This window comes from Micromonospora echinospora (assembly GCF_900091495.1).
Lineage (GTDB): Bacteria > Actinomycetota > Actinomycetes > Mycobacteriales > Micromonosporaceae > Micromonospora > Micromonospora echinospora.
On record NZ_LT607413.1, the window covers coordinates 6686774 to 6707701 of the forward strand.

Below are 20928 nucleotides of genomic sequence, written 5' to 3' on the forward strand. Positions count from 1 at the left end.
GGTGGTGTGCCGGCACCTGTCCGGCGACGGTAGGCCGGGGAGCCGGCCGGGCAGTGCCGGCTCCCCGGCGTGCGGACCGGAGTTCCGCTCCGGCCCGCCCGGAGCGCCGCCGCCGAGGAAGCGCCGGCACTCCCGCTGGTGCCGCGCCGCTACGCGGGTACGGTCCACTTCTGGTTGGTGTCGCCCTGGCAGGTCCAGATCTGGAGGCGGGTGCCGTCGGCGGAGTTGCGGTCGGTCACGTCGAGGCACTTGTTGGCGTACGCGTTGACCAGCTCACGGTTGGCGGTGTACGTCCACCTCTGCGAGGCGCCGCCGTGGCAGTCCCACAGGTGTGTCTGCGCGCCGTCGGCCGTGCTGGGCCCGGCCACGTCCAGGCACTTGCCGAGGGCGCGGAGGGTTCCGTCGGTCGCCCGGGTCCACCGCTGGGCGGCGGTGCCGTTGCACGCGTAGAGCTGCACCGCCGTGCCGTTCGCGGTGCCCGCGCCGGCCACGTCGACGCACTTGCCGGCCAGACCGGTGATCGGGCCGGTGCCTCCGCTCGGGGGTGGCGTCGTCGGGCCGCCGGACTGGTCACCCGACCAGGTGAACGTCGCCGAGGTGCGGGCCGGCAGGGTGTAGGTGAAGGACTGTCCGCCCCAGAGCACCCGGATCGACTGGCTGCCGGTGCCGCCGTTGTGGGCGATCAGGGCCTTCGAGCCGTCGGGGTTGACGTACGCGACGTTCTGCACGGTGCCGTTGTCGGTGGAGTCGATGCGGTGGGCGCCGGGCTTCACGAACTTGGTCAGGTGGCCCATCGTGTAGTACTCGATCGTGTAGTCGACCTGGCCGGCCCGGCTGCCCCCCTCCTGGACGGTGACCAGTCCGGTGCAGGTGCCGCAGCCGCCGTTGTGCGGGCCCATGTTCTGGTTGAGCGCCAGGCTCCACTTCACCTCCGCGCTCGACCAGTTGCGCGCGTGCTCGATGATGTCGCCCATGTCCTCGTTGTGCTGGTTGGTGACCCAGGTGCCGCCGGAGTGCTCGGTGTTGAACTGCGTCATCGACGGGTACTGCTGGCGCACCTGCGTGCCCACCGACGGGCTGCCGAAGTAGTCGTGCCAGGCGATGCCGGCCGACAGCGGGTCGTTGCGCAGGGCGGTGTCGGCCACGATCTGGGAGCCGAAGCTGCCGTAGTCGCCGTAGTTCCAGTCGAAGTGCATCACCTTGGTGGTGATGCCGGCGGCCCGGAACGCCGGGTACAGGTGGTTCTTGGTGAACTCCACCAGCCCTGACGGGTTCCACGACATGCCGGGGTAGTTCATCGCCGGCGGGTTGGCCGCCTGGCAGCAGTTCGGCTCGTTCTGCACCGAGAGGTAGTCCACCGGGACACCCGCCGCCTGGTACGACTGGACGTACCTGACCAGGTACTGGGCGTACAGCGGGTAGTACTCCCACTTCAGCCAGCCCATCTGGTCCATCCGGCCGTTGTCCTTCATCCAGCCCGGCGCGCTCCACGGCACGCCCTTGACCCGCAACTGCGGGTTGAGCTGCTTGGCCTGCTGGGTCAGCAGTCGCACGTTCGTGTCGTACCCGTTGGCGCCGAAGTCGTTCAGGTCGCAGCAGGTGTCGTCGAGGGACACGTGGCCGGGCCGGGACAGGTCCGAGGCCCCGATCGGGTTGCGGACGAACGACAGGCCGATCCCGTCCACCGGGTGGAACAGCTTCCGCATGACCGCGTCCCGGGTGGCGGCGCTGATCGGTCCGCCCCGGAACAGGTACGCCGTCGTGTCGGTGATCGACGCACCCGCCCCGACGAACTGCTGGTGACGGATGTTCTCGTCGACGGAGATGGTGTGGGTCGCGGGGGCGCTGTTCGCCGCGAAGTTCACCGAGGGCTGCTGCTGGAGACCACGGGTCACGGTCCGGCCACCGGAGTCCGACGTGGTGGTCAGGTGGACGGTGACGGACTCTCCGGCGGCCAGGGCCGACGGCGCGGCGGTGATGCCGACCAGGGCCGCAACCACCGCGACCGTCAGGCCACCGGCCGTCAGGGCGGTGCGCCGGACGTGTGACCGGCGACGGCCGGGGAGGCCGACGGGTCGACCCGCCGGGTCGGGGCCGGACCGTGCCGGGGGTGGGCTGGCTGCTCGGGGCATGGCGTCTCCCTCGCTCGTGGGGTGGTCACGCCTGCCGGCGGCGCACAGGGCGCCGGCCGCCGACGCGCGGCGTGCAGACCCCGGTCGCGCCCGGAGGGCCACCGTCCTCGGCTGGGTCCGGGCACGCGGGGACGGCTGCGTGCCTGCCGGTGTTCCGGTCCGCTGTCGGACGCTGCCCGGACGCCACGACCTCGGTACCAGGAAGGAAACACCGAACAGAGACGTGTGTCAATGAATGGCGGGCACTTTTTTCACGCCTTAATACAATCCGTAACGGAAGCAGCGAGGCCCGAACCGCTGGCCGTGGTGTCCGCGCGCCGTTCGCGGACCGGAGCCGTTCGCGGACCGGAGCCGTTCGGGCATCGCAGCCGGGCGCGGCGGCGGGGCCGGCCAGGCCCCGCCACGGAGACTGTGGAGCTGCCCGCACAGACGGGGCAGCACGTCCGCCAGCGTCGGGTGACCAGCGTCGGGCGGCCGGCGTCGGGCGGCCGGCGTCGGGCGGCCGGCGTCGGGCGGCCGGCCGGTGCCGGGGCGGCGACACCGTCCCCGGCGGGCCACAACGGCCGACGACGTCCCGGCCGACGGTGCGGAGGTACCGTGCGGTCCGGATAGCGTCCCGGCCGACAGCGTGGAGGTACCGCACGGTTCGGATAGCGTCCCGGCCGACGGCGCGGAGGTACCGTGCGGTCCGGATAGCGTCCCGGCCGACAGCGTGAAGGTACTGCACGGTCCGTCCGGGCGCACAGCCGGGGCAGCTCCAGAGGAGGCCAGCGGAAGGTCCGCCTCCCCGGCGCGCCGCCCGACGACCGCCACAGCCGCCGCGCCGCCACAGCCGCCGAGTCGCCGAGCGTCAGGGGGTCGCCCCGACCCGCGCACCGGAGGTACCGACGGTCGGCGGTAGCGTGTCCGAGGGCGACCGAGGACGGCCGCCCCGATCGAGACGTGGCCGGAACCGGTCAGAGGGAGCCTGCGGTGCCGGACGTCGACGCGCTGATCAGCGACGCGCTCGCGGCGGCGCGCGGCACCGACGTACGACTCGCGGAGCGGCAGCTCGACCGGCTGGTCGTGGGTGACCCGGCCGTGGTGGACGCGGCCCTCGCCGCCCGTTTGACGCGCGCCGTGGGCCGGTTGTGGCCGCGCGGCTGGCAGCCGGTGGACGTGGCCCGCATCGTGGCCCGGCGGGCGGGCGCCCGGCCGGCCCGTCTGCTGGCCGACGTGCTCGCCGCCGACCGGCGCGGTCACGCTGCCGTACCCGCGTGGTGGGACGCGCAGCTCACCTCCCTCGACGCCCGGGTGTGGTGGGACGACGACGCCCGCCACCTGGCCGACTGGACCGCTCGGGAACGGCTGGACCGGGTGACCGCGCTGCGGGAGGTGGTCGAGGTGCTGGCGGTGCTCGACGCGCTGCCGCCGGTGGCGGTGCTCCGGCCGCCGCCCGGCGCGGCCGGCGCCACGGCCCCGCCGGGGCCCAGCGGGTCCCGGATGCTCGACCGGGTCCGTGCCCTGCTGGCCAAGGCCGAGTCGACGGGCTACCCGGCCGAGGCGGAGGCGCTGACCGCGAAGGCCCAGGAGCTGATGGCCCGGCACAGCATCGACCGGGTCCTGCTCGACACCGGTCCGGCCGACCAGCCGGGCGGCGTCCGGCTCGGCACGGATCCGCCGTACGCGGGGGCGAAGGCGCTGCTGGTGCAGGAGGTCGCGACGGCGAACCGGTGTGCGGCGGTCTGGTCCGACAACCTCGGCTTCAGCACCGTGCTGGGCTTCCCGGCCGACCTCGACGCGGTGGAGGTGCTCTACACCTCACTGCTGGTGCAGGCGACCTCGGCGATGCTGCGCGGCCGGGCCGAGCGGCGGGCGACGAGCAGCCGGCGCACCCGCGAGTACGACGACTCCTTCCTGCACGCCTACGCGCTGCGCATCGGGGAACGGCTGCGGGCCGCCACCGAGCGCACCAGTCAGGAGGCGGCGCGGGCCGAGGGTGGCGACCGCCTGCTGCCGGTGCTGGCCAGCCGCTCCGACGCGGTCCGGCAACGGGCGGAGACGCTCTTCCCGGGCGTCACCCAGGGCCGGCTGACCATCCGGGACGCCGAGGGCTGGTCCTCCGGCACCGCCGCCGCCGACCGGGCGGTGCTGGAGGCCACCGCCCCGCCGTCCCGGCGGCTGCGCGACGGCCGGGGCCCCGGAGCGCGGCCGGGCCGCTGACCACGCTCCGGGGCGGGGTGCCGGTCAGTGCATCGGGGCGATGCCCGCCGCCTCCTCCTTGGCGCGACGCTCGTCGCCGCTGAGGTTGTGCAGCGGCTTCTCCTTGATGAACAACACGGCGACCAGGGCGAGCAGCGCGATCGGCGCGCCGATCAGGAACAGCTCGGCGGTGGCGGTGCCGTAGACCTCCTGCACGATCTGGCGGACCGGACCCGGCAGCGCGGACATGTCCGGCACCTCGTGCGTGGATCCGCTGGCGCCACCGGCGGCGAGCGGGCCGAGCTTCTCGGTCATCAGCGTGGTGATCCGGTTGGCCAGGACGGCGCCGAGGGCGCTCACCCCGATCGCCCCGCCCATGCTGCGGAAGAAGGTCAGCGCGGAGGTGGCGGCACCCAGTTCGTGCGCGGGTACGTCGTTCTGGGCGGCCAGCACCAGGTTCTGCATGAGCATGCCGACGCCGATGCCGAGCACCGCCATGTAGACCGACAGCAACAGGATGTTGGTGTGCGCGTCGATGGTGCCGAGCAGCAGCATCCCGACGGTCATCGTGACGCCGCCGCCGACCAGGAAGCCTTTCCACCGGCCGTACTTCGTGATGAGCTGCCCGGCCACCGTCGACGACACCAGCAGACCGAAGATCATCGGCAGGCTCATCAGGCCGGCGACCGTGGGCGACTTGCCCAGCGAGATCTGGAAGTACTGCGACAGGAAGACCGTGCCGCCGAACATCGCGACACCGACCAGGATGCTCGCCACGGTCGTGAGCGAGACGGTCCGGTTGCGGAAGAGGTCCAGCGGGATGATCGGCTCCGACGCGCGGGACTCCACGAAGACCGCCGCCGCGAGCAGCGCGAGGCCGCCGACGACCATCAGCGCGGTCCAGCCGGACGCCCAGGCGAACTTCTGCCCGGCGAGCGAGGACCAGACCAGCAGGGTGGAGACACCGGTGGTGATCAGGAACGCGCCGGCCCAGTCGATGCGGACCTGACGCCGGACCACCGGCAGGTGCAGCGTCCGCTGGAGCAGGACGATCGAGAGGATGCTGAACGGCACGCCGATCAGGAAGCACCAGCGCCAACCGAGCCAGGAGGTGTCCACCAGCACGCCACCGATCAGCGGACCGGCGATGGTGCCCACGCCGAAGACCGCGCCGAAGATGCCGGCGTAGCGGCCCATCTCCCGGGGCGGGATCATCGCGGCCATCACGATGGTGGCCAGCGCGGTCATACCGCCGGCGCCGATGCCCTGGATGATCCGGCTGACCAGCAGGAGCTCCACGTTCGGGGTGAGGCCGGCGACCAGCGAGCCCACCACGAACAGCCCCAGCGAGAGCTGGATCAGCAGCTTGCGGCTGTACAGGTCGGCCATCTTGCCCCACAGCGGCACGGTGGCCGTCATCGCGAGCAGTTCGGTGGTGACGATCCAGGTGTAGACGGTCTGGCTGCCATGGAGATCCGCGATGATCCGGGGCAGCGCGTTGGCCACGACCGTGGAGGCGAGGATCGACACGAAGAGGCCGACCATCAGACCGGAGAGGGCCTGGAGCACCTCGCGACGGGACATACGCCCGGCTACGGCGTCGGCGACGCCGGCTGGCGGGGCGGAAGCGGTCATGGAGTATTCCTCACTCTGGTTGTGGGAGAGTCTCCCCGGGTCGGACAACGCCGGGGGCGGCGATGGGTCACGGGCGGTGCGGTGGTTCCGGAAGGCCGTCGGCGAGCGCGGCGAACGCCTCGTCGACGAGGGCGGTGAGGGGACGCGCGCCGTCGCCGCGGGCCCACTGGCCCAGGCAGGTCCGCAGGGCGGCACCGGTGACGGCGGCGACCAGCGCCGGGTAGTCGTGGTCGGCGGGTAGGCCGAGACGGGCGGCGACCGCCGCGGTGATCGTGCGTTCGTTCCGCACCCCGAGGGTGACCAGACGGGACAGCAGGGCCGGGTTCCGTTCGACGACCCGCATGCGCAGGCACCACAGGTCCCGGTCGGCCTGGACGTCCTCGACCAGTTCGGCGAAGGCGGTCCGCAGGGTCGCCACCGCCGGCACCTCGGCGGGGACGGCGGCCAGCCGCGCCACGAGTCGGTCCTCGTCGACCACGGCGTCTCCGATGACCGCCTCGTCCTTGCAGGTGAAGTAGTTGAAGAAGGTGCGCGGCGAGACGCCGGCCGCCTCGCTGATCTCGTCCACGGTGACGTGGTCGAGCCCGTGCTCGGCGACCATGCGCAGCGCGGTCATGCTCAACGTCGCGCGGGTCTGCCGTTTCCGGCGGTCGCGACGCCCCTCCCCCGTGGTGGTCACGGCCATGACGGTACGAGCAAACTTGCAGAGACTGCAACGTAGTTTCGTGTGACCGACATCCCACCGGCGACCCGGTGCGGGCGGTCAGGGCTTGCGGGCCACCCCGGCCCAGTAGTAGACCGCCTCGGGGTCGGTCGGCGCCGCCCCGTCGGGCCGCCACGCCGGCACCGGCACGATGCCCGGCTCCACCAGTTCCCACCCCTCGAAGAACCGCGCGACCTCGGCCCTGGTGCGCGGCACCAGGGTCATCCCGTTGCCGGTCGCGGCGGCCACCGCCGCGTCGACCGCCTCCGGGTTGAAGTCGGGCGTGGGGTGGGTGATCGCCAGGTAGCTGCCCGAGGGCAGCGCGTCGGTGAGCGCGCGGACCCGGTCGAGCGGGTCGTCGGCGTCGCCCAGCAGCATCAGGATCGCGATCAGGGTGAGCGCCACCGGCCGCGTCAGGTCGAGCGTGTCACCCCGGGCGACCCCGTCGAGGATCCGCTCCGGGTGGCGCAGGTCGGCGTGGATGTACTCGCTGCGCCCCTCCGGGCTGCTGATCATCAGGGCCCGGGCGTGCGCCAGCACGATCGGGTCGTTGTCGACGTACACCACGCGGGTCTCCGGGGCGACGGCCTGGGCGACCTCGTGCAGGTTGGGGCGGGTGGGGATGCCGGTGCCGACGTCCAGGAACTGCCGGATGCCGGCCTGGGTGACCAGGTAGCGGGCCATCCGGTGGACGAAACGGCGGTTCTCGGCGGCCATCATGCGCAGCGTCGGGATCGCCTCCAGCATCGCCGCGCCGGTGGCCCGGTCGACGGCGAAGTTGTCCTTGCCGCCGAGCCACCAGTCGTAGATCCGGGCGGAGTGCGGCACCGACGTGTCCACTCCGGACGGCGCGGATCCGCTCCGCGTTTCGGCGTCACTGCGCGACACGGTCGCCTCCCCTGGTCTCGGGTCTGACCTAAGGAGACTAGAGGATGCGTCCCGGACGACTCGGCCCCGACCGGGCCTCGTCGCGCCACCGGCGGATGGGTCGGACCGACCCTCACCTGCCGGTCACGGGCCGGTGGCCGTACGCGACGGACCGCTCCGCCGGCGGGTGCCGGCGGGGTCCGTGTCGTACGGGTCTCCTACAGTGCGCCGGTGCCTGTTGAACGTTGGTCCACCGCGCAGGTCCTCGCCGTCGCGCCCGACCCCGCCGCCGCCCGTGCCGCCCGCAGTGTCGGCGGCGCCGCCAAGTGGTCGGCGTCCGGCCTGACCGACGAGGTGCTCTGGGGGCTGTGCAAGGGCAGCGGGAAGAACCCGTACCAGGTCTGCGTCGACCTGTCCGGGCCGGCGTACCGCTGCTCCTGCCCGAGCCGAAAGTTCCCCTGCAAACACGCCCTGGGTCTGCTGCTGCTCTGGGCCGAGTCCGGAGCCGGCGACGCCGAGGCGCCGGACTGGGTCGTCGAGTGGCAGGACGGACGGGCGAAACGCGCCGCCCGCGCGAACGAACCACGGACCGCCACCCCGGCGGACCCGGCCGCCGCCGCCAAGCGGGTCGAGCAGCGCGCCGCCCGGGTGACCGCCGGCCTGGACGAGCTGCGGCGGTGGCTCGACGACCAGGTGGACCAGGGGCTCGCCGGGGCGGAACAGGCCGGGGCGGATCCGTTCGAGGCGGTCGCTGCGCGGCTGGTCGACGCGCAGGCCCCGACGGTGGCCGGCACGCTGCGGCGGGTGGGCCGTACGGCCGGCATCGGCGCGCACTGGGCCGACCGCCTCCTCGGCGAACTGGGCCTGATCCGCCTGCTGGTGACCGCCCACGACCGGCTCGACACGCTCCCGGACGACCTGGCGGCGACCGTCCGGTCCCGGGTCGGTTACCCGGTCGCCACGGACGACGTGCTGGCCACCCCGCCGGTGCGGGACCGCTGGCAGGTCCTCGGGCAGGTCGACTCCGCCGACGACAAGATCACCACCCGCCGGATCTGGCTGCGCGGAGCGGACAGCGGGCGGTTCGCGCTGGTGCTGGCGTTCGCCGCGCCCGGCCAGACCTTCCCCGCGGACCTGGTGCCGGGCACCGAGGTCGACGCGGACCTGTGCTTCTACCCGGGCTCCCCGCCGTTGCGGGCGCTGGTCGCCACCCGGCACGGCGCCCCGGTGTCGCTGGCCGCCCCGACCGGTGCCGTCGACGTCCGCGCCGCCCTCGCCGCGTACGCGGCCGGGCTCGCCGCCGACCCATGGCGGGAGTCGGTGCCGGTGCTGCTCGCCGGGGTCGTCCCCACCCGGGAGGGCCGACTGGTCGACCGGGCCGGCGAGGCGCTGCCCCTGGCCCCCGGGCACGACCAGCCGTGGTGGCTGCTCGCCGGAGCCGGTGGCCAACCCGTCGACCTCGCCGCCGAACTCGGCCCGGCCGGACTGCGACCGCTGGCCGCTTGGTCGCAGGGGTGCTACCTGCCCGCCACGGCGGGCTCGCCGGTCGGCCCGGACGGGCACGCCGCCGAACTCCCCACCGAACTGCTCTCCGCCGCGCTGGTCGGCACGGCCCGCCGCCCCTGGGACGGTGCCATGGCGGTGGCCGGACGGCCGCTCGACGCGGGCGGGGAGGGCCCGGCCGGCGTGCTGGAGGCCGCCGCGGTGGCCCTGACCTACCGGCGGGCCGGCAGGACCCCGTCGACCGGACACGGCCGGGTGCCCGCCGCGCCCGCCGAGTCGACGCCGCCCCTGCCCGCCGCCACCGCCGTGCGGCTGCGCACCCTGCTCACCGACGGCGGCGCGCCCGGCGGCAGCCAGATCCAGCAGGAACTGCTCGCCGAGTGGCTGCGCCTGGCCGACCGGCACGGCGGGCTGGTCCCGACCGACACGCTGCCGGCCCTGCTGGACGTCGGGCGACGGCACCGGGCGCTGCGCCCCCTGCTGAGCCGGCTCGGTGGTCGCCGGGGCCGGTGGCTGGCCGGTCTCCGCTCGGAGTGGGGCTACCTGTTCGACGAGGCCCTCGACCTGACCGTCCCGGCCGGGCAGGGCGGCGGGGACGACTGGGAGACCGGCACCACCGGCGAACGGCTGGCGTACCTGACCCGGCTGCGCGCCCGTGACCCGCACGCCGGTCGCGAGCTGCTGGCGGCCGGCTTCGCCGCCGAGAGCGCGCCCGACCGGGCCCGCTTCGTCGAGGCGCTCGAGGTCGGGCTCTCCCCCGCCGACGACACCTTCCTGGAGGGTGTGCTGGACGACCGGCGCAAGGAGGTCCGGCAGGCTGCCGTCGCGTTGCTGCGCCAACTGACCGAGTCCGGGCTGCGCCGCCGGATGACCGAACGGGCCACCGCCGCCGTCCGCCTGGACGCGTCCGGCAGGACGTTGACGGTCGACCCGCCACGCGAGTGCGACCCGGCCATGCGGCGGGACGGGGTGGACCCGCAGCCGCCCCGGGGGACGGGCGCGGCGGCGTGGCTGCTGGAGGAGGTGCTCGCCGGCACCCCCCTGGCCACCTGGACCGCCGCGTTCGCCCGGACGCCAGCCGAGGTGGTGGCGCTGACCGCCGCCGACGACTGGGGTCCGGCGCTGCGCCGGGGCTGGGCCCGGGCCGCCGTCGAGGAGCGGGCCGGCGACTGGGCCGACGCCCTGGTCGCCGGTGCCCGTCCCACCGGTCGGCAGAGCCGGAACGCGCTGCCGGAGACCCTGCTGTGGCAGCTCTACGAGGTGCTGCCCGCCGAGCGGCTCGGCACCATGGTCGCCGACGCCCTGCGCACCGACCCGGGCCGGGCCAACCGCCTGCTGGGCATGCTCTCCCAGGACTGGTCCCCCGAGCTCTCCGGCGCGGTGGCCGACGCCATCGGGGTCTGGGCCCGCACCGAGGGCCGGAACAGCTGGTACCTGGCCGAGGTCTGCCGGATCGCCGGCACCTCCGCGACGCCCGGCCTGACCGACCGGTTCCACCGCCTCACCGAGGAGCTCACCGGCGAGGGTGTCGACCCGAGCCGGGTCCGCGCCGTCGGGCAACTGGCCGCCGTCCTCGCCTTCCGTTCCGAGATGCACAAGGAGTTCTCATGACCGCGCTGCGTCCGCACGCCGAGCAGCAGTACGCCGACGAGCTGGCCGAGCTGGCCGCCACCGACGACCGGCCCCGCCCGCCGGGCTGGCGGCTCTCGCCGCAGGCGGTGGTGACCTACCTGCTCGGCGACGGCGCCAACATCACCCCGAAGTACGTCGGGCCGCGCCGGTTGATGGAGATCGCGGTGTCGACGCTGGCCACCGACCGGGCGCTGCTGCTGCTCGGCGTGCCCGGCACCGCGAAGACCTGGGTCTCCGAGCACCTGGCCGCGGCGATCAGCGGTGACTCCACGCTGCTGGTGCAGGGCACCGCGGGCACCGCCGAGGAGGCCATCCGGTACGGCTGGAACTACGCCCGGCTGCTCTCCGAGGGCCCGTCGCCGGCCGCCCTGGTGCCGAGCCCGGTGATGCGGGCGATGGAGACCGGCGCGATCGCCCGGGTCGAGGAGCTGACCCGGGTCCCGTCCGACGTGCAGGACACCCTCATCACCATCCTGTCCGAGAAGACCCTGCCGGTGCCGGAACTGACCAGCGAGGTGCAGGCCCAGCGCGGATTCAACATCATCGCGACCGCCAACGACCGGGACCGGGGCGTCAACGAGCTGTCCAGTGCGCTGCGCCGCCGGTTCAACACGGTGGTGCTGCCGGTGCCCGCCTCCGCCGAGGAGGAGGTCGACATCGTCACCCGGCGGGTGGCGCAGCTCGGCCGCTCGCTCGACCTGCCGGAGGTGCCGGCCGCTGTCGAGGAGATCCGCCGGGTCGTGACGATCTTCCGGGAGCTCCGGACCGGCCTCACCGAGGACGGCCGTACCAAGCTGAAGTCCCCCACCGGCACCCTCTCCACCGCCGAGGCGATCTCGGTGCTCACCAACGGCCTGGCCCTGGCCGCGCACTTCGGCGACGGCGTGCTGCGGCCGGGTGACGTCGCGGCCGGCATCGTCGGCGCGGTCATCAAGGACCCGGTCTCCGACGCGGTGGTGTGGCGGGAGTACCTGGAGACCGTGGTCCGCGAGCGCGAGGAATGGCGCCCCTTCTACCGCGCCGCCCGCGATGCCTGAGCAGCTCTACGGCATCCGCCACCACGGTCCGGGGTCGGCTCGGGCGGTGGTGGCGGCCCTGGCCGAGCAACGCCCCGACATCCTGCTGGTGGAGGGCCCGCCGGAGGCGGACGAGCTGCTGCGCTGGATGACCGACGAGCGGCTGGAGCCGCCGGTCGCCCTGCTCGGGTACGCCACCGACGACCCGCGCCGGGCCGGGTTCTGGCCGTTCGCGGTCTTCTCGCCCGAGTGGCAGGCGATCCGGTGGGCGGTCGCGCACGACGTGCCGGTGCGCTTCTTCGACCTGCCGTACGCCTACCGCCTCGGCGAGCCGGACGACGCCCGGGAGCCGGAGACCGGGGACCGGCCGGAGGCGGAGAACGGAGACCGGCCGGAGACCGCGAACGGGGACCGGCCGGAGGCGACGGCCGGACCGGAGGCCGGGGCCGGCACCGACGACCCGACGCCCCGCCGTCCGGTCGACCCGATCGGGGAACTCGCCGCCGCGGCCGGGTACGACGACCCGGAACGCTGGTGGGAGGACGTGGTCGAGCACCGGGGCGCCCCGGCGTTCCCGGCGATCGCCGAGGCGATGGCCGCGATCCGCGACGGCGTGCCGGACGACCCCGACGACCTGCTCCGCGAGGCGCACATGCGCACCGTGCTGCGGCAGGTCCGGCGCAGCCACGACAACATCGCGGTGGTCTGCGGCGCCTGGCACGTGCCGGCGCTGACCCGGAAGGTGCCGGCCAGCGCCGACACCGCCCTGCTCCGGGGACGCCGGAAGACGAAGGTCACCTTCACCTGGGTGCCCTGGACGTACGGCCGGCTGGCGTCCTGGCAGGGCTACGCGGCGGGGGTCCGCTCCCCCGGCTGGTACCACCACCTGTTCACCTCCGAGAACGAGGTGGTCGCCCGGTGGCTGGTCGCCGCCGCCGGGGTGCTCCGCGACGAGGGGGTGCCCGCCTCGTCCGCCCACGTCATCGAGGCGGCCCGGCTGGCCGAGACGCTCGCCACGCTGCGCGGCCGGCCGCTGGCCGGGCTCACCGAGCTCACCGACGCCAGCGCGGCGGTGCTCTGCGAGGGCGACCCGCTGCGGCTGGAGCTGATCGGCCGACGGCTGGTGGTGGGCGAGCGGCTCGGCGGCGTACCGGACGACATGCCGGCGGTGCCGCTGGCCCGCGACCTGGCCACCCAGCAGCGCAGCCTGCGGCTCAAGCCGGAGGCCCTGGAACGGGAGCTGGACCTCGACCTGCGCCGCGACAACGACCTGTCCCGGAGCCGGCTGCTGCACCGCCTGCGGGTGCTCGGCGTGCCGTGGGGCGAGTCGGACCAGCGGCGGCGGGGCACCGGCACGTTCCGGGAGCAGTGGCGGCTGCGGTGGCAGCCGGAGTTCTCGGTACGGCTGGTCGAGGCGAGCGCGCACGGCACCACCGTCGTCTCCGCCGCCACCGCCGCGGTGGCCGCCACCGCCCGTGCCGCCGACAGCCTCGCCGAGGTCACCGCGCTGGTCGAGGTCTGCCTGCTCGCCGACCTCGCCGACGCCTACCCCCCGGTCCTGCGGGCGTTGGACACCCGGGCCGCTCTGGACGCCGACGTGGCGCACCTGATGGCGGCCATCCCGCCGCTGGTCCGCACGCTGCGCTACGGCGACGTCCGGCGCAGCGAACTCGGCGGGTTGGCCGAGGTGACCACCGGGCTGCTGGCCCGGGTCCGCGCCGGCCTGCCCGCCGCGGTCGTCGGCCTGGCCGACCAGGCGGCCCGGGACCTGCGCGGGCACCTGGACGAGGTGCACGCCGCGGTCAACCTCCTCGACGAGGCGGCACGGGAGCCGTGGCTGGACACCCTCGCCTCGCTCGCCGACCGGGACGACCTGCACGGCCTGCTCGCCGGCCGGCTGGTCCGGCTGCTGCACGACGCGGGCCGGCTGGAGCGCGCCGAGGTGCGCCGACGGATGGGCCTGCCGTTGACCGCCGGGGTCGCCCCCGCCGACGGGGCCGCCTGGGTGGAAGGTTTCCTCGGCGGCGGCGGGCTCCTGCTGGTGCACGACGACGCGTTGCTGTCCCTGGTGGACGAGTGGCTGGCCGGTGTTCCCGCCGACTCGTTCACCGAGGTCCTGCCGCTGCTGCGCCGGACCTTCGGCAGCTTCGCCGCCGGGGAACGCCGGGCCATCGGCGACCGGGTGGCCCACCGTGGCCGGCCGGTGCACCGGGCCCCGGTGGCCGACCTCGACCACGACCGGGCGACGGCGGTCCTGCCCACGCTCGGCATCCTGCTCGGACGGGAGATCTCATGACCGCCTCCACCGACGCCTTCCCGGAGGGTGGCGCGACGTCCCCCCGGGCCGGCGGGGACGCGGACCGGGAGCGGCTACGCCGCTGGCGGATGGTGCTCGGCGGGCCGGCCGAGGACGCCTGCGGCCGTCTCTCCGGCGGCGACGCCGCGATGGACGGGGCGCTGGCCGCCCTCTACGACGGCGACGGCGACGGCACCGGCGGCTCGTCCCGGCGCTCGGCCGGGCTCGGCGGCTCCGCCCCCCGGGTGGCCCGTTGGCTCGGCGACATCCGCCAGTACTTCCCGTCGACCGTCGTGCAGGTGATGCAGGCCGACGCGATCGAACGGCTCAACCTCACCCGCCTGCTGCTGGAACCGGAGATGCTCGCCGCGGTCGAGCCGGACGTGCACCTGGTCGGCACGCTGCTCTCCCTGAACCGGGTCATGCCGGACCAGACCAAGGAGGCGGCCCGGCAGGTGGTCCGGCGGGTGGTCGAGGAGCTGGAACGGCGGATCGCGCAGCAGACCAGGGCGGCGGTGACCGGGGCGTTGAACCGGGCCACCCGGATCAACCGCCCCCGGCACGCCGACATCGACTGGGACCGCACCATCCGGGCGAACCTCAAGCACTACCAGCAGGAGCACCGCACGGTGATCCCCGAACGGCTGGTGGGTTACGGGCGGCGCACCACGGCGGTGCAACGGGACGTGGTGCTCTGCGTCGACCAGTCCGGCTCGATGGCGGCCTCGGTGGTCTACTCCGGAGTGTTCGCCGCGGTGCTCGCCTCGATGCGGTCGCTGCGGACCTCACTGGTGGTCTTCGACACCGCGGTCGTGGACCTCACCGACCAGCTCAGCGACCCGGTGGAGGTGCTGTTCGGCACGCAACTGGGCGGCGGCACCGACATCAACCGGGCGATCGGCTACAGCCAGCAGCTGATCACCCGTCCCCGGGACAGCATCTTCGTCCTGATCAGCGACCTCTACGAGGGCGGGGTACGGGAGCAGATGCTGCGCCGGGTGGCGGAGATGACCGCCGCCGGGGTCCAGGTGGTCGTCCTGCTGGCGCTCTCCGACGAGGGTGCCCCGGCCTACGACCGGGCGAACGCCGCCGCGCTGGCCGCCCTCGGGGTGCCGGCCTTCGCCTGCACGCCGGACGCCTTTCCCGACCTGATGGCCGCCGCCATCGAACGTCGTGACCTGGTGGCCTTCGCCGAGCGGTTCGCCGACCGGTGACCTGGACGGCGGGACGGCCGGTGCGGTGACCGCCGCGTCGACCGGCCCGCCGTCCACCGTGCGGAAGACCGGCACCGACCGGACCGCGGCGAGGTAGGGCGTCCCCTCGGTGTAGCCCGTTCCCGACCGTTCGCCGAGCATCCGCATCGCCAGTCGGTGGTGCGTGCGCCGCCAGGTGAGCAGCGCCCCGGCGAAGGCCCGCATCCCGTCGGCGACCTGTGCGCGTCCAGCAGGGTCGAGCAGGCCCCGCTGCGCCGCGCTGCGGTACGCCTGGTCGATGGTCGGCTGCCCGGCCAGGACGCGCTGCCGGACCTCCGGGGTGGAGCGGTAGGCCGCGCTGTCCAGCCGTTCCTGGTCGGGCGTGCGGCAGAGCGACTCGACCAGTTTGTAGCTGTGCGACTGGATGGCGCTGGCCCCCTCGGTGTACGCCCGGAACGTCCGGAACGACTCGGGCTGCATGGTGGCCAGCAGGGAGAACAGCGGCGCCGAGCCGGCCAGCGCCTCGGTCGCCGTGGCGAGGTGCGCGGCGGCGGGCCCGGCGGCACCTCGGACCAGCGCGTCCCGCGCGGCCCGCAGCAGCACGACGAGCAGGGCGAAGGTGGTCTCGTACGACTGGAGCACCCGGATGAAGAGGTACTCGTCGTGGACCACGTACACCGGCAGCATGGACAGTCGCAGGTCCCGCCGCTCGGCGGTGGTGGCCTCCACACCGGCGCAGAACTCGGCGGCGGCGGCCAGTGGGTCGTTCGCGGTGATGGTGGTGAGCGGACTGAGCCGGGCCAGGGCGGGCTGGGCGGCCCGGACCGTCAGCCGCAACCGCTTGGTCAGCCGGTCGCGGTCGGGGCGTTGCCCGGGCAGCAGGTCGGTGCGGCCCGCCTCGACGTCCAGTTCGAAACGGAGCAGGTCCGCCAACAGGTGCAGGTACCGCCGGTCGCGGTGCCGTCGGGCCCGGTCCGGGGTGACCTCGCCGGTCCCCTCGGTCGCCATCGACAGTACGGGGAGGGCCAGGTAGGAGTGGTAGTCGTACCGTCCGTCCCACTTGTCGAGCGCGCAGTCGAGGAAGCGGCGTAACCGGATCGCGCCGGGACGCGGGTCGGGGGGTAGCGCCGCCCGGGCGCGGTCGAGGCAGAGCAGGACGTCCCGGTCGACGAAGTGTTTACCGACCCGCAGATATTCGGTGGTAACCGTCGGATAGGGGAATTCGGCCGGATCGGCCCCGGCGGACAACCAGCATTCCACGTCGCGCACGAACGTCACCTCAGCAGTCGACAGGGAGAGTCGGACGGCGGGACCGGAACCCCGACCGGGCGTCTAACGACACGCGGTACCGGCCGCCGTCGCCGGCCGGGTCAGTTTCGACGGGCCGAACAGGCGGCTGTCAACGAATCGGCGGAGACGCGATCACCGACCGGAGAAGCGGTCACCGATCAATAGGGCGGGAATGCCTCCCCACCCGTCAGGGATCCCGGCCCGGGTGGCCCGGCCGAGCAGCCGTATTCCTTGCCGGTCAGGAGATCCGGGCGCGACCGGGCACGACTGTGATGGGGGTCGCCGGGCAGCACGGGGACCGAGTGTTTCCTCTTCACAGATCCCACTTTCTGTGACAGGGGACACGTCCCGACCGGGTCGGGGACCCGGGGCATCCGCAAACCGGAAAAAATCGCGGCACGGAACCCCGGACACCAACGACGAGACAACTTACCGAGCAATAGATCGCTGCGCAAGAACGTCAATCGATTTGTCGATCATTAAGTCCGATATGAATACTTCACCCATGGTCGCCCGGCGATTCGCCCCAATGCACGTCGGGGCGATGGACGAGAAGGCGGCTTCTTCCCCGCGTCGGCCGTCCCGCCCGGGTCGCCGTGTCCGGCACCACACCCGGGACGGGCAGGGCCGTGGACTCGCGACGGGACGCCGGCACCGAACCCGGCAGCCCAGCGGAACGGCGCAGCGGACCGGGTCACCGGTGGGCCGGTGACCGCCCGATCCGGCGGACAAATCGGTCCGCGGACCGATCTCGCTGGCGGAACGCTGTGGAGCTGCCCCGCCCACGCGCCCATGCGCCACGGCACCACGGCACCACGGCACCACGGCACCAAGCACCAAGCACCAAGCACCAACGGAATGCACACCCATGCGCCCACGTGCTCACACGCCGCGCCGCCGTCGGGCGATAGCACAGACGGGGCAGCTCCACAGGGATCGGGACAACCTCACCCCACCCCGTCCCACCGGGTCGGACCTTCGACCGGACCGACCGGCCACACTCCAGGTCGGTCAGCACTCCAGGCGGTCAACACACTCCGGGGTCGGTCAGCGCACTCCACCCAGGGCACGCTTCGGACGCGCGTCGCTGCTGCCGGCCCAGCCGCCACAACGCCTCGCCGCCCTCGCCGGACACGCCGGACACGATGTACCGCCGGCCGTGCCCCCGGGTGGAACGGCCGGTCAGTCGCGCAGGAGGTCGGCGTGCGCGGCGCGCAACCGGGCGAGCGCCGGGTCACCGCCCGGGGCGGCCCGGCGGTCGAGTTCGGCCCAGGCCTCGGCGAGCGCGTCGGTGACGGCCCGCAACTCGGCCGCGTGCCGACGGGCACTCTGCCGGTGCGTCTCGTCGAGACGACGAGCCCAGCCGGCGGTGACCGCGGCGACCCGGTCGGCGTCGGCCCGGGCCTGGGCGGCGTTGCGAGCGGCGGGCGCCGGCACGATCGCGGCGATGGGTCGGGGGTCACCGTCGCGGGTGACCAGGGTGACCGTGTCGGTCAGTTCGGCCATCGCGACCAGCTGGGTCAGCCGGGTACGGACCTCGCGCAGCGGCAGTGAGCGGGGCCGGTCGTGGCCATGTGCCAGAGCGGGAACAGCCATGGGGACATGCTGCAACCGGGGTATGACATTTAACGCGGTGACTTCCCCCGACACCGGGACGACCGTACGGAATCCGCGTGCCGTTTGAGCGTGACCGATCGCGGAAAGACTGACCCGCATGACCTGGGCACGTCGAGCCGTACCCGCCGCTGCCGCAGCGGTGGCGGCCCTCGCCGCACACGACCTCCTCCAACGCCATCACGCCCTGCTGCGCAACTTCCCGGTGCTGGGCCGCGCCCGGTACCTGCTCGAATCGATCGGGCCGGAACTGCGCCAGTACATCGTGGCGGGCAACAACGAGGAACGGCCCTTCACCCGCGACCAGCGTCGCTGGGTGTACGCGTCGGCGAAGATGCAGAACAACTACTTCGGTTTCGGCACCGACAACGACATCGAGTACACCCCCGGATATCCGATCATCAAGCACCGGACCTTCGGCCGGGCCGTGCCACCGTCGTCCCCGGCGGCCGGGCACGACGTGTGGTTGCCGTGCGCGAAGGTGCTCGGCGCGGCCCGGGGACGACCGAAGGCGTTCCGGCCCGATTCGGTGGTCAACATATCGGGGATGAGCTTCGGCTCGCTCTCCGGCAACGCCGTCGAGGCGCTGAACCGGGGGGCCGCGCTGGCCGGCTGCCTCCAGAACACCGGCGAGGGTGGTCTGTCGCCGTACCACCGCCGGGGTGGGGAGTTGGTCTTCCAGATCGGCACCGCCTACTTCGGCTGCCGGGACGAGCACGGACGGTTCAGCCTGGAGCGCCTCCGGGACCAGGTGGCGGGGGCGCCGGTGCGGGCGCTGGAGATCAAGCTCAGCCAGGGCGCGAAGCCGAGCCTCGGCGGGCTGCTGCCGGGCGCGAAGGTGTCGGCGGAGATCGCCGACACCCGGGGGATCCCCCAGGGCCGCGACTGCGTCAGCCCGTCCCGGCACGCCGAGTTCTCCGACTGCGACAGCCTGCTCGACTGGGTCGAGTTGCTCGCCGCCGAGACCGGTCTGCCGGTGGGGATCAAGTCCGCCGTCGGTGACCTCACCTTCTGGACGGAGTTGGCCGACCTGATGCGGGACACCGGACGGGGCGTCGACTTCGTCACCATCGACGGCGGAGAGGCCGGGACCGGGGCCGCGCCCCTGATCTTCACCGACTCGGTCTCGCTCCCGTTCCAGCAGGGCTTCGCCCGGGTCTACCGGACGTTCGCCGAGCGCGGCCTGCACGAGCAGGTCGTCTTCGCCGGGGCGGGGAAGCTGGGACTGCCCGACAACGCCATCGTGGCCTTCGCGCTCGGCTGCGACCTGGTCAACGTCGGGCGGGAGGCGATGCTGGCGATCGGCTGCATCCAGGCCCAGAAGTGCCACACCGACACCTGCCCGACCGGTGTCGCCACCCAGAACCGCTGGCTGGCGCGGGGCCTGGATCCCGCGCTCAAGTCCGTCCGGGCGGTGAACTACGTCCGGACGCTGCGCCGCGACCTGATGAAGGTGGCGGAGGCGTGCGGGGTCGAGCATCCGGGGCTGATCGCCACCGACGCGGTGGAGATGCTCGACGGCCGCACCGCCTCCACCCCACTGGCCGAGGTCCACGGCTACCGGCCGGAGTGGGGGCTACCGTCGGCGGCCGACCGCGCGGAGATCGTCCGGTTGATGACGGCGGAGGTGCCGCAGGGCGGCAGCGCCCCGCCGTCGGCGACCGCGCAGCGCTGACCGCTACATCAAGGGGACACGGCGGGAAGGTGGTCTCCTGCGGTGACGGCGGGAGACCACCTCCCTCCGCTCGCCCGCAACGTCACGTCGTCGACGAGGCGGGGACGGACGTGCCACCGCTCACCGCGAGCTGCCAGATCGCGTACGCGATCCCGTCGGCGTTGCGGTTCAGCACCGTCGCGCTGACGTTGCTGGTGGTGTCGCAGGAACGGTGGTAGCAGGGGTCGTACGACGCGCCGGACGTGCCGCCCCACTTGGCGGCCTGGGTGCTGGTCTTGCGGGCGCTCGCTCCGGCGGCGTAGCCGGAGGTGGGGATGCCGGCCTGCTGGAAGGGGTAGTCATCGGAGCGTCCCTGCCCCTCGCGGTTCTCCTCCGGCTGGAGGCCGAGCGAGTCCCAGTACGCCTTCAGCGGCGCGGCCGTGGTGGAGGTGATCCGGTTGATGAAGTAGCCGGCGTTGGTGGAGCCGACCATGTCGAAGTTGTAGTAGCCCTTGACGTACCCGCGCTGGGCGGCGCTGAGCGACCTGACGTAGAACTCCGAGCCGTTGAGGCCCTGCTCCTCGTCGGTCCACCAGGCGAACCGGACCCGCTTGGTCATGGTCGGTCGCTGCTGGGCCAGGACCAGCGCGTTCTCCAGCAGGACCGCCGAGCCGGAGGCGTTGTCGTTGATGCCGGGACCTGACGACACCCCGTCGAGGTGCGCGCCGAACATGACCACCTGGTCGGTGGGGCCGGCCGGCCACTCGGCGATCAGGTTGTTGGAGCGGTACACACAGCTCGTGCAGACCTGCTCGGTGACCGTGTAGCCGGCAGCCTGGAGTCTGCCCTTGACGTAGGCGACCGAGGCGGTGTAGCCGGCGGACCCAGCCCGGCGGTGGCCGCCGTTCTGTTGGGCGATGGCCTGGAACTGGGTCAGGTGGGCCTGGACGTTGGCCACCGCGATGTCCGGGGCGGCGAGGGGAGCCGGGGTGACCGTCCGCGACGGCGCGGACGCGGAGGCCGACGGCGTGATGGGCACCGTCAGCGCGGTCGCGACGGCGAGCACCAGGGCCGCGGTCAGCGTTCTGCCTCTCATGGAGCCTCCTGGGTGGGAATGTGTCAAGACAATGACATCTGTCGATTAATGGGTCAATCGGCGGTCCGGTCGGGCCCGGCCCCGGTCCGGCGGAGATGCTGCCGGCAGCATCCGCC

Annotated in this window: 11 protein-coding genes and 2 pseudogenes; 6 read left to right on the plus strand and 7 right to left on the minus strand. The window is 73.6% G+C overall.

All coding sequences use genetic code 11. The annotated features are described in order from the left end of the window. Positions 1–149: 149 nt before the first annotated feature. Entirely contained in the window at positions 150–2132 is a 1983-nt protein-coding gene (locus GA0070618_RS28630) for a ricin-type beta-trefoil lectin domain protein (protein ID WP_088984398.1), read from the minus strand. Positions 2133–3104: 972 nt separating this feature from the next. On the opposite strand from GA0070618_RS28630, the gene GA0070618_RS28635 reads away from it, so the two are divergent. Then, entirely contained in the window at positions 3105–4334 is a 1230-nt protein-coding gene (locus GA0070618_RS28635) for a DUF2786 domain-containing protein (protein ID WP_088984399.1), read from the plus strand. A gap of 24 nt (positions 4335–4358) precedes the next feature. Here GA0070618_RS28635 and GA0070618_RS28640 read toward each other — a convergent pair whose 3' ends face one another. The 3 genes from GA0070618_RS28640 to GA0070618_RS28650 all read right to left on the minus strand — a co-directional run bounded on the left by GA0070618_RS28640 (position 4359) and on the right by GA0070618_RS28650 (position 7539). Then, positions 4359–5948 carry an MDR family MFS transporter gene (locus GA0070618_RS28640; protein ID WP_088984400.1) on the minus strand — a complete coding sequence of 530 codons (1590 nt, stop codon included), beginning with the start codon at positions 5946–5948 and terminating at the stop codon, positions 4359–4361. Positions 5949–6015: 67 nt separating this feature from the next. Beyond that, a complete protein-coding gene (locus GA0070618_RS28645; RefSeq protein ID WP_231931493.1) occupies positions 6016–6627 on the minus strand; it encodes an acyl-CoA-like ligand-binding transcription factor in 612 nt (203 codons plus the stop codon). A gap of 84 nt (positions 6628–6711) precedes the next feature. Beyond that, complete coding sequence (locus GA0070618_RS28650; protein ID WP_088984402.1) at positions 6712–7539, minus strand: SAM-dependent methyltransferase; 828 nt, start codon at positions 7537–7539, stop codon at positions 6712–6714. Between the two features lie 210 nt (positions 7540–7749). Between GA0070618_RS28650 and GA0070618_RS28655 the strand changes: the two genes are divergently transcribed. The 4 genes from GA0070618_RS28655 to GA0070618_RS28670 are packed head-to-tail and all read left to right on the plus strand — an operon-like array spanning position 7750 to position 15179. After that, entirely contained in the window at positions 7750–10632 is a 2883-nt protein-coding gene (locus GA0070618_RS28655) for a DUF5691 domain-containing protein (RefSeq protein WP_088984403.1), read from the plus strand. After that, a complete protein-coding gene (locus GA0070618_RS28660) occupies positions 10629–11690 on the plus strand; it encodes an ATP-binding protein (protein ID WP_088984404.1) in 1062 nt (353 codons plus the stop codon). Before GA0070618_RS28655 ends, GA0070618_RS28660 begins: the two co-directional genes overlap by 4 nt. Then, positions 11683–13965, plus strand: a complete 2283-nt coding sequence (locus tag GA0070618_RS28665) for a DUF5682 family protein (protein ID WP_088984405.1) — start codon at positions 11683–11685, stop codon at positions 13963–13965. Before GA0070618_RS28660 ends, GA0070618_RS28665 begins: the two co-directional genes overlap by 8 nt. Then, positions 13962–15179: a vWA domain-containing protein gene (locus GA0070618_RS28670; RefSeq protein ID WP_088984406.1), complete on the plus strand. Its 1218-nt coding sequence runs from the start codon at positions 13962–13964 to the stop codon at positions 15177–15179. The genes GA0070618_RS28665 and GA0070618_RS28670 overlap by 4 nt, the downstream gene beginning before the upstream one ends. Positions 15180–15533: 354 nt before the next feature. Here GA0070618_RS28670 and GA0070618_RS35405 read toward each other — a convergent pair. Together GA0070618_RS35405 and GA0070618_RS28680 are read right to left on the minus strand one after the other, a co-directional pair. Next, a pseudogene (locus GA0070618_RS35405) lies at positions 15534–16166 on the minus strand (tryptophan 2,3-dioxygenase family protein); the annotation flags it as partial. A 1464-nt stretch (positions 16167–17630) separates the two neighbouring features. Next, complete coding sequence (locus tag GA0070618_RS28680; protein WP_088984407.1) at positions 17631–18044, minus strand: hypothetical protein; 414 nt, start codon at positions 18042–18044, stop codon at positions 17631–17633. A 118-nt stretch (positions 18045–18162) separates the two neighbouring features. Between GA0070618_RS28680 and GA0070618_RS28685 the strand changes: the two genes are divergently transcribed. Then, complete coding sequence (locus GA0070618_RS28685) at positions 18163–19737, plus strand: FMN-binding glutamate synthase family protein (RefSeq protein WP_088984408.1); 1575 nt, start codon at positions 18163–18165, stop codon at positions 19735–19737. A 109-nt stretch (positions 19738–19846) separates the two neighbouring features. On the opposite strand, the pseudogene GA0070618_RS28690 reads toward GA0070618_RS28685, so the two are convergent. After that, positions 19847–20812, minus strand: a pseudogene (locus tag GA0070618_RS28690) (M28 family metallopeptidase); the annotation flags it as partial. Positions 20813–20928: the final 116 nt, after the last annotated feature.

Excerpts from the sequence above, each read along its gene's own strand:
- GA0070618_RS28660 (WP_088984404.1), top strand. The coding sequence starts at position 10,629 with ATGACCGCGCTGCGTCCGCACGCCGAGCAGCAGTACGCCGACGAGCTG.
- GA0070618_RS28665 (WP_088984405.1), top strand. The coding sequence starts at position 11,683 with ATGCCTGAGCAGCTCTACGGCATCCGCCACCACGGTCCGGGGTCGGCT.
- GA0070618_RS28680 (WP_088984407.1), bottom strand. The coding sequence starts at position 18,044 with ATGGCTGTTCCCGCTCTGGCACATGGCCACGACCGGCCCCGCTCACTG.
- GA0070618_RS28640 (WP_088984400.1), bottom strand. The coding sequence starts at position 5,948 with ATGACCGCTTCCGCCCCGCCAGCCGGCGTCGCCGACGCCGTAGCCGGG.
- GA0070618_RS28630 (WP_088984398.1), bottom strand. The coding sequence starts at position 2,132 with ATGCCCCGAGCAGCCAGCCCACCCCCGGCACGGTCCGGCCCCGACCCG.
- GA0070618_RS28685 (WP_088984408.1), top strand. The coding sequence starts at position 18,163 with ATGACCTGGGCACGTCGAGCCGTACCCGCCGCTGCCGCAGCGGTGGCG.
- GA0070618_RS28670 (WP_088984406.1), top strand. The coding sequence starts at position 13,962 with ATGACCGCCTCCACCGACGCCTTCCCGGAGGGTGGCGCGACGTCCCCC.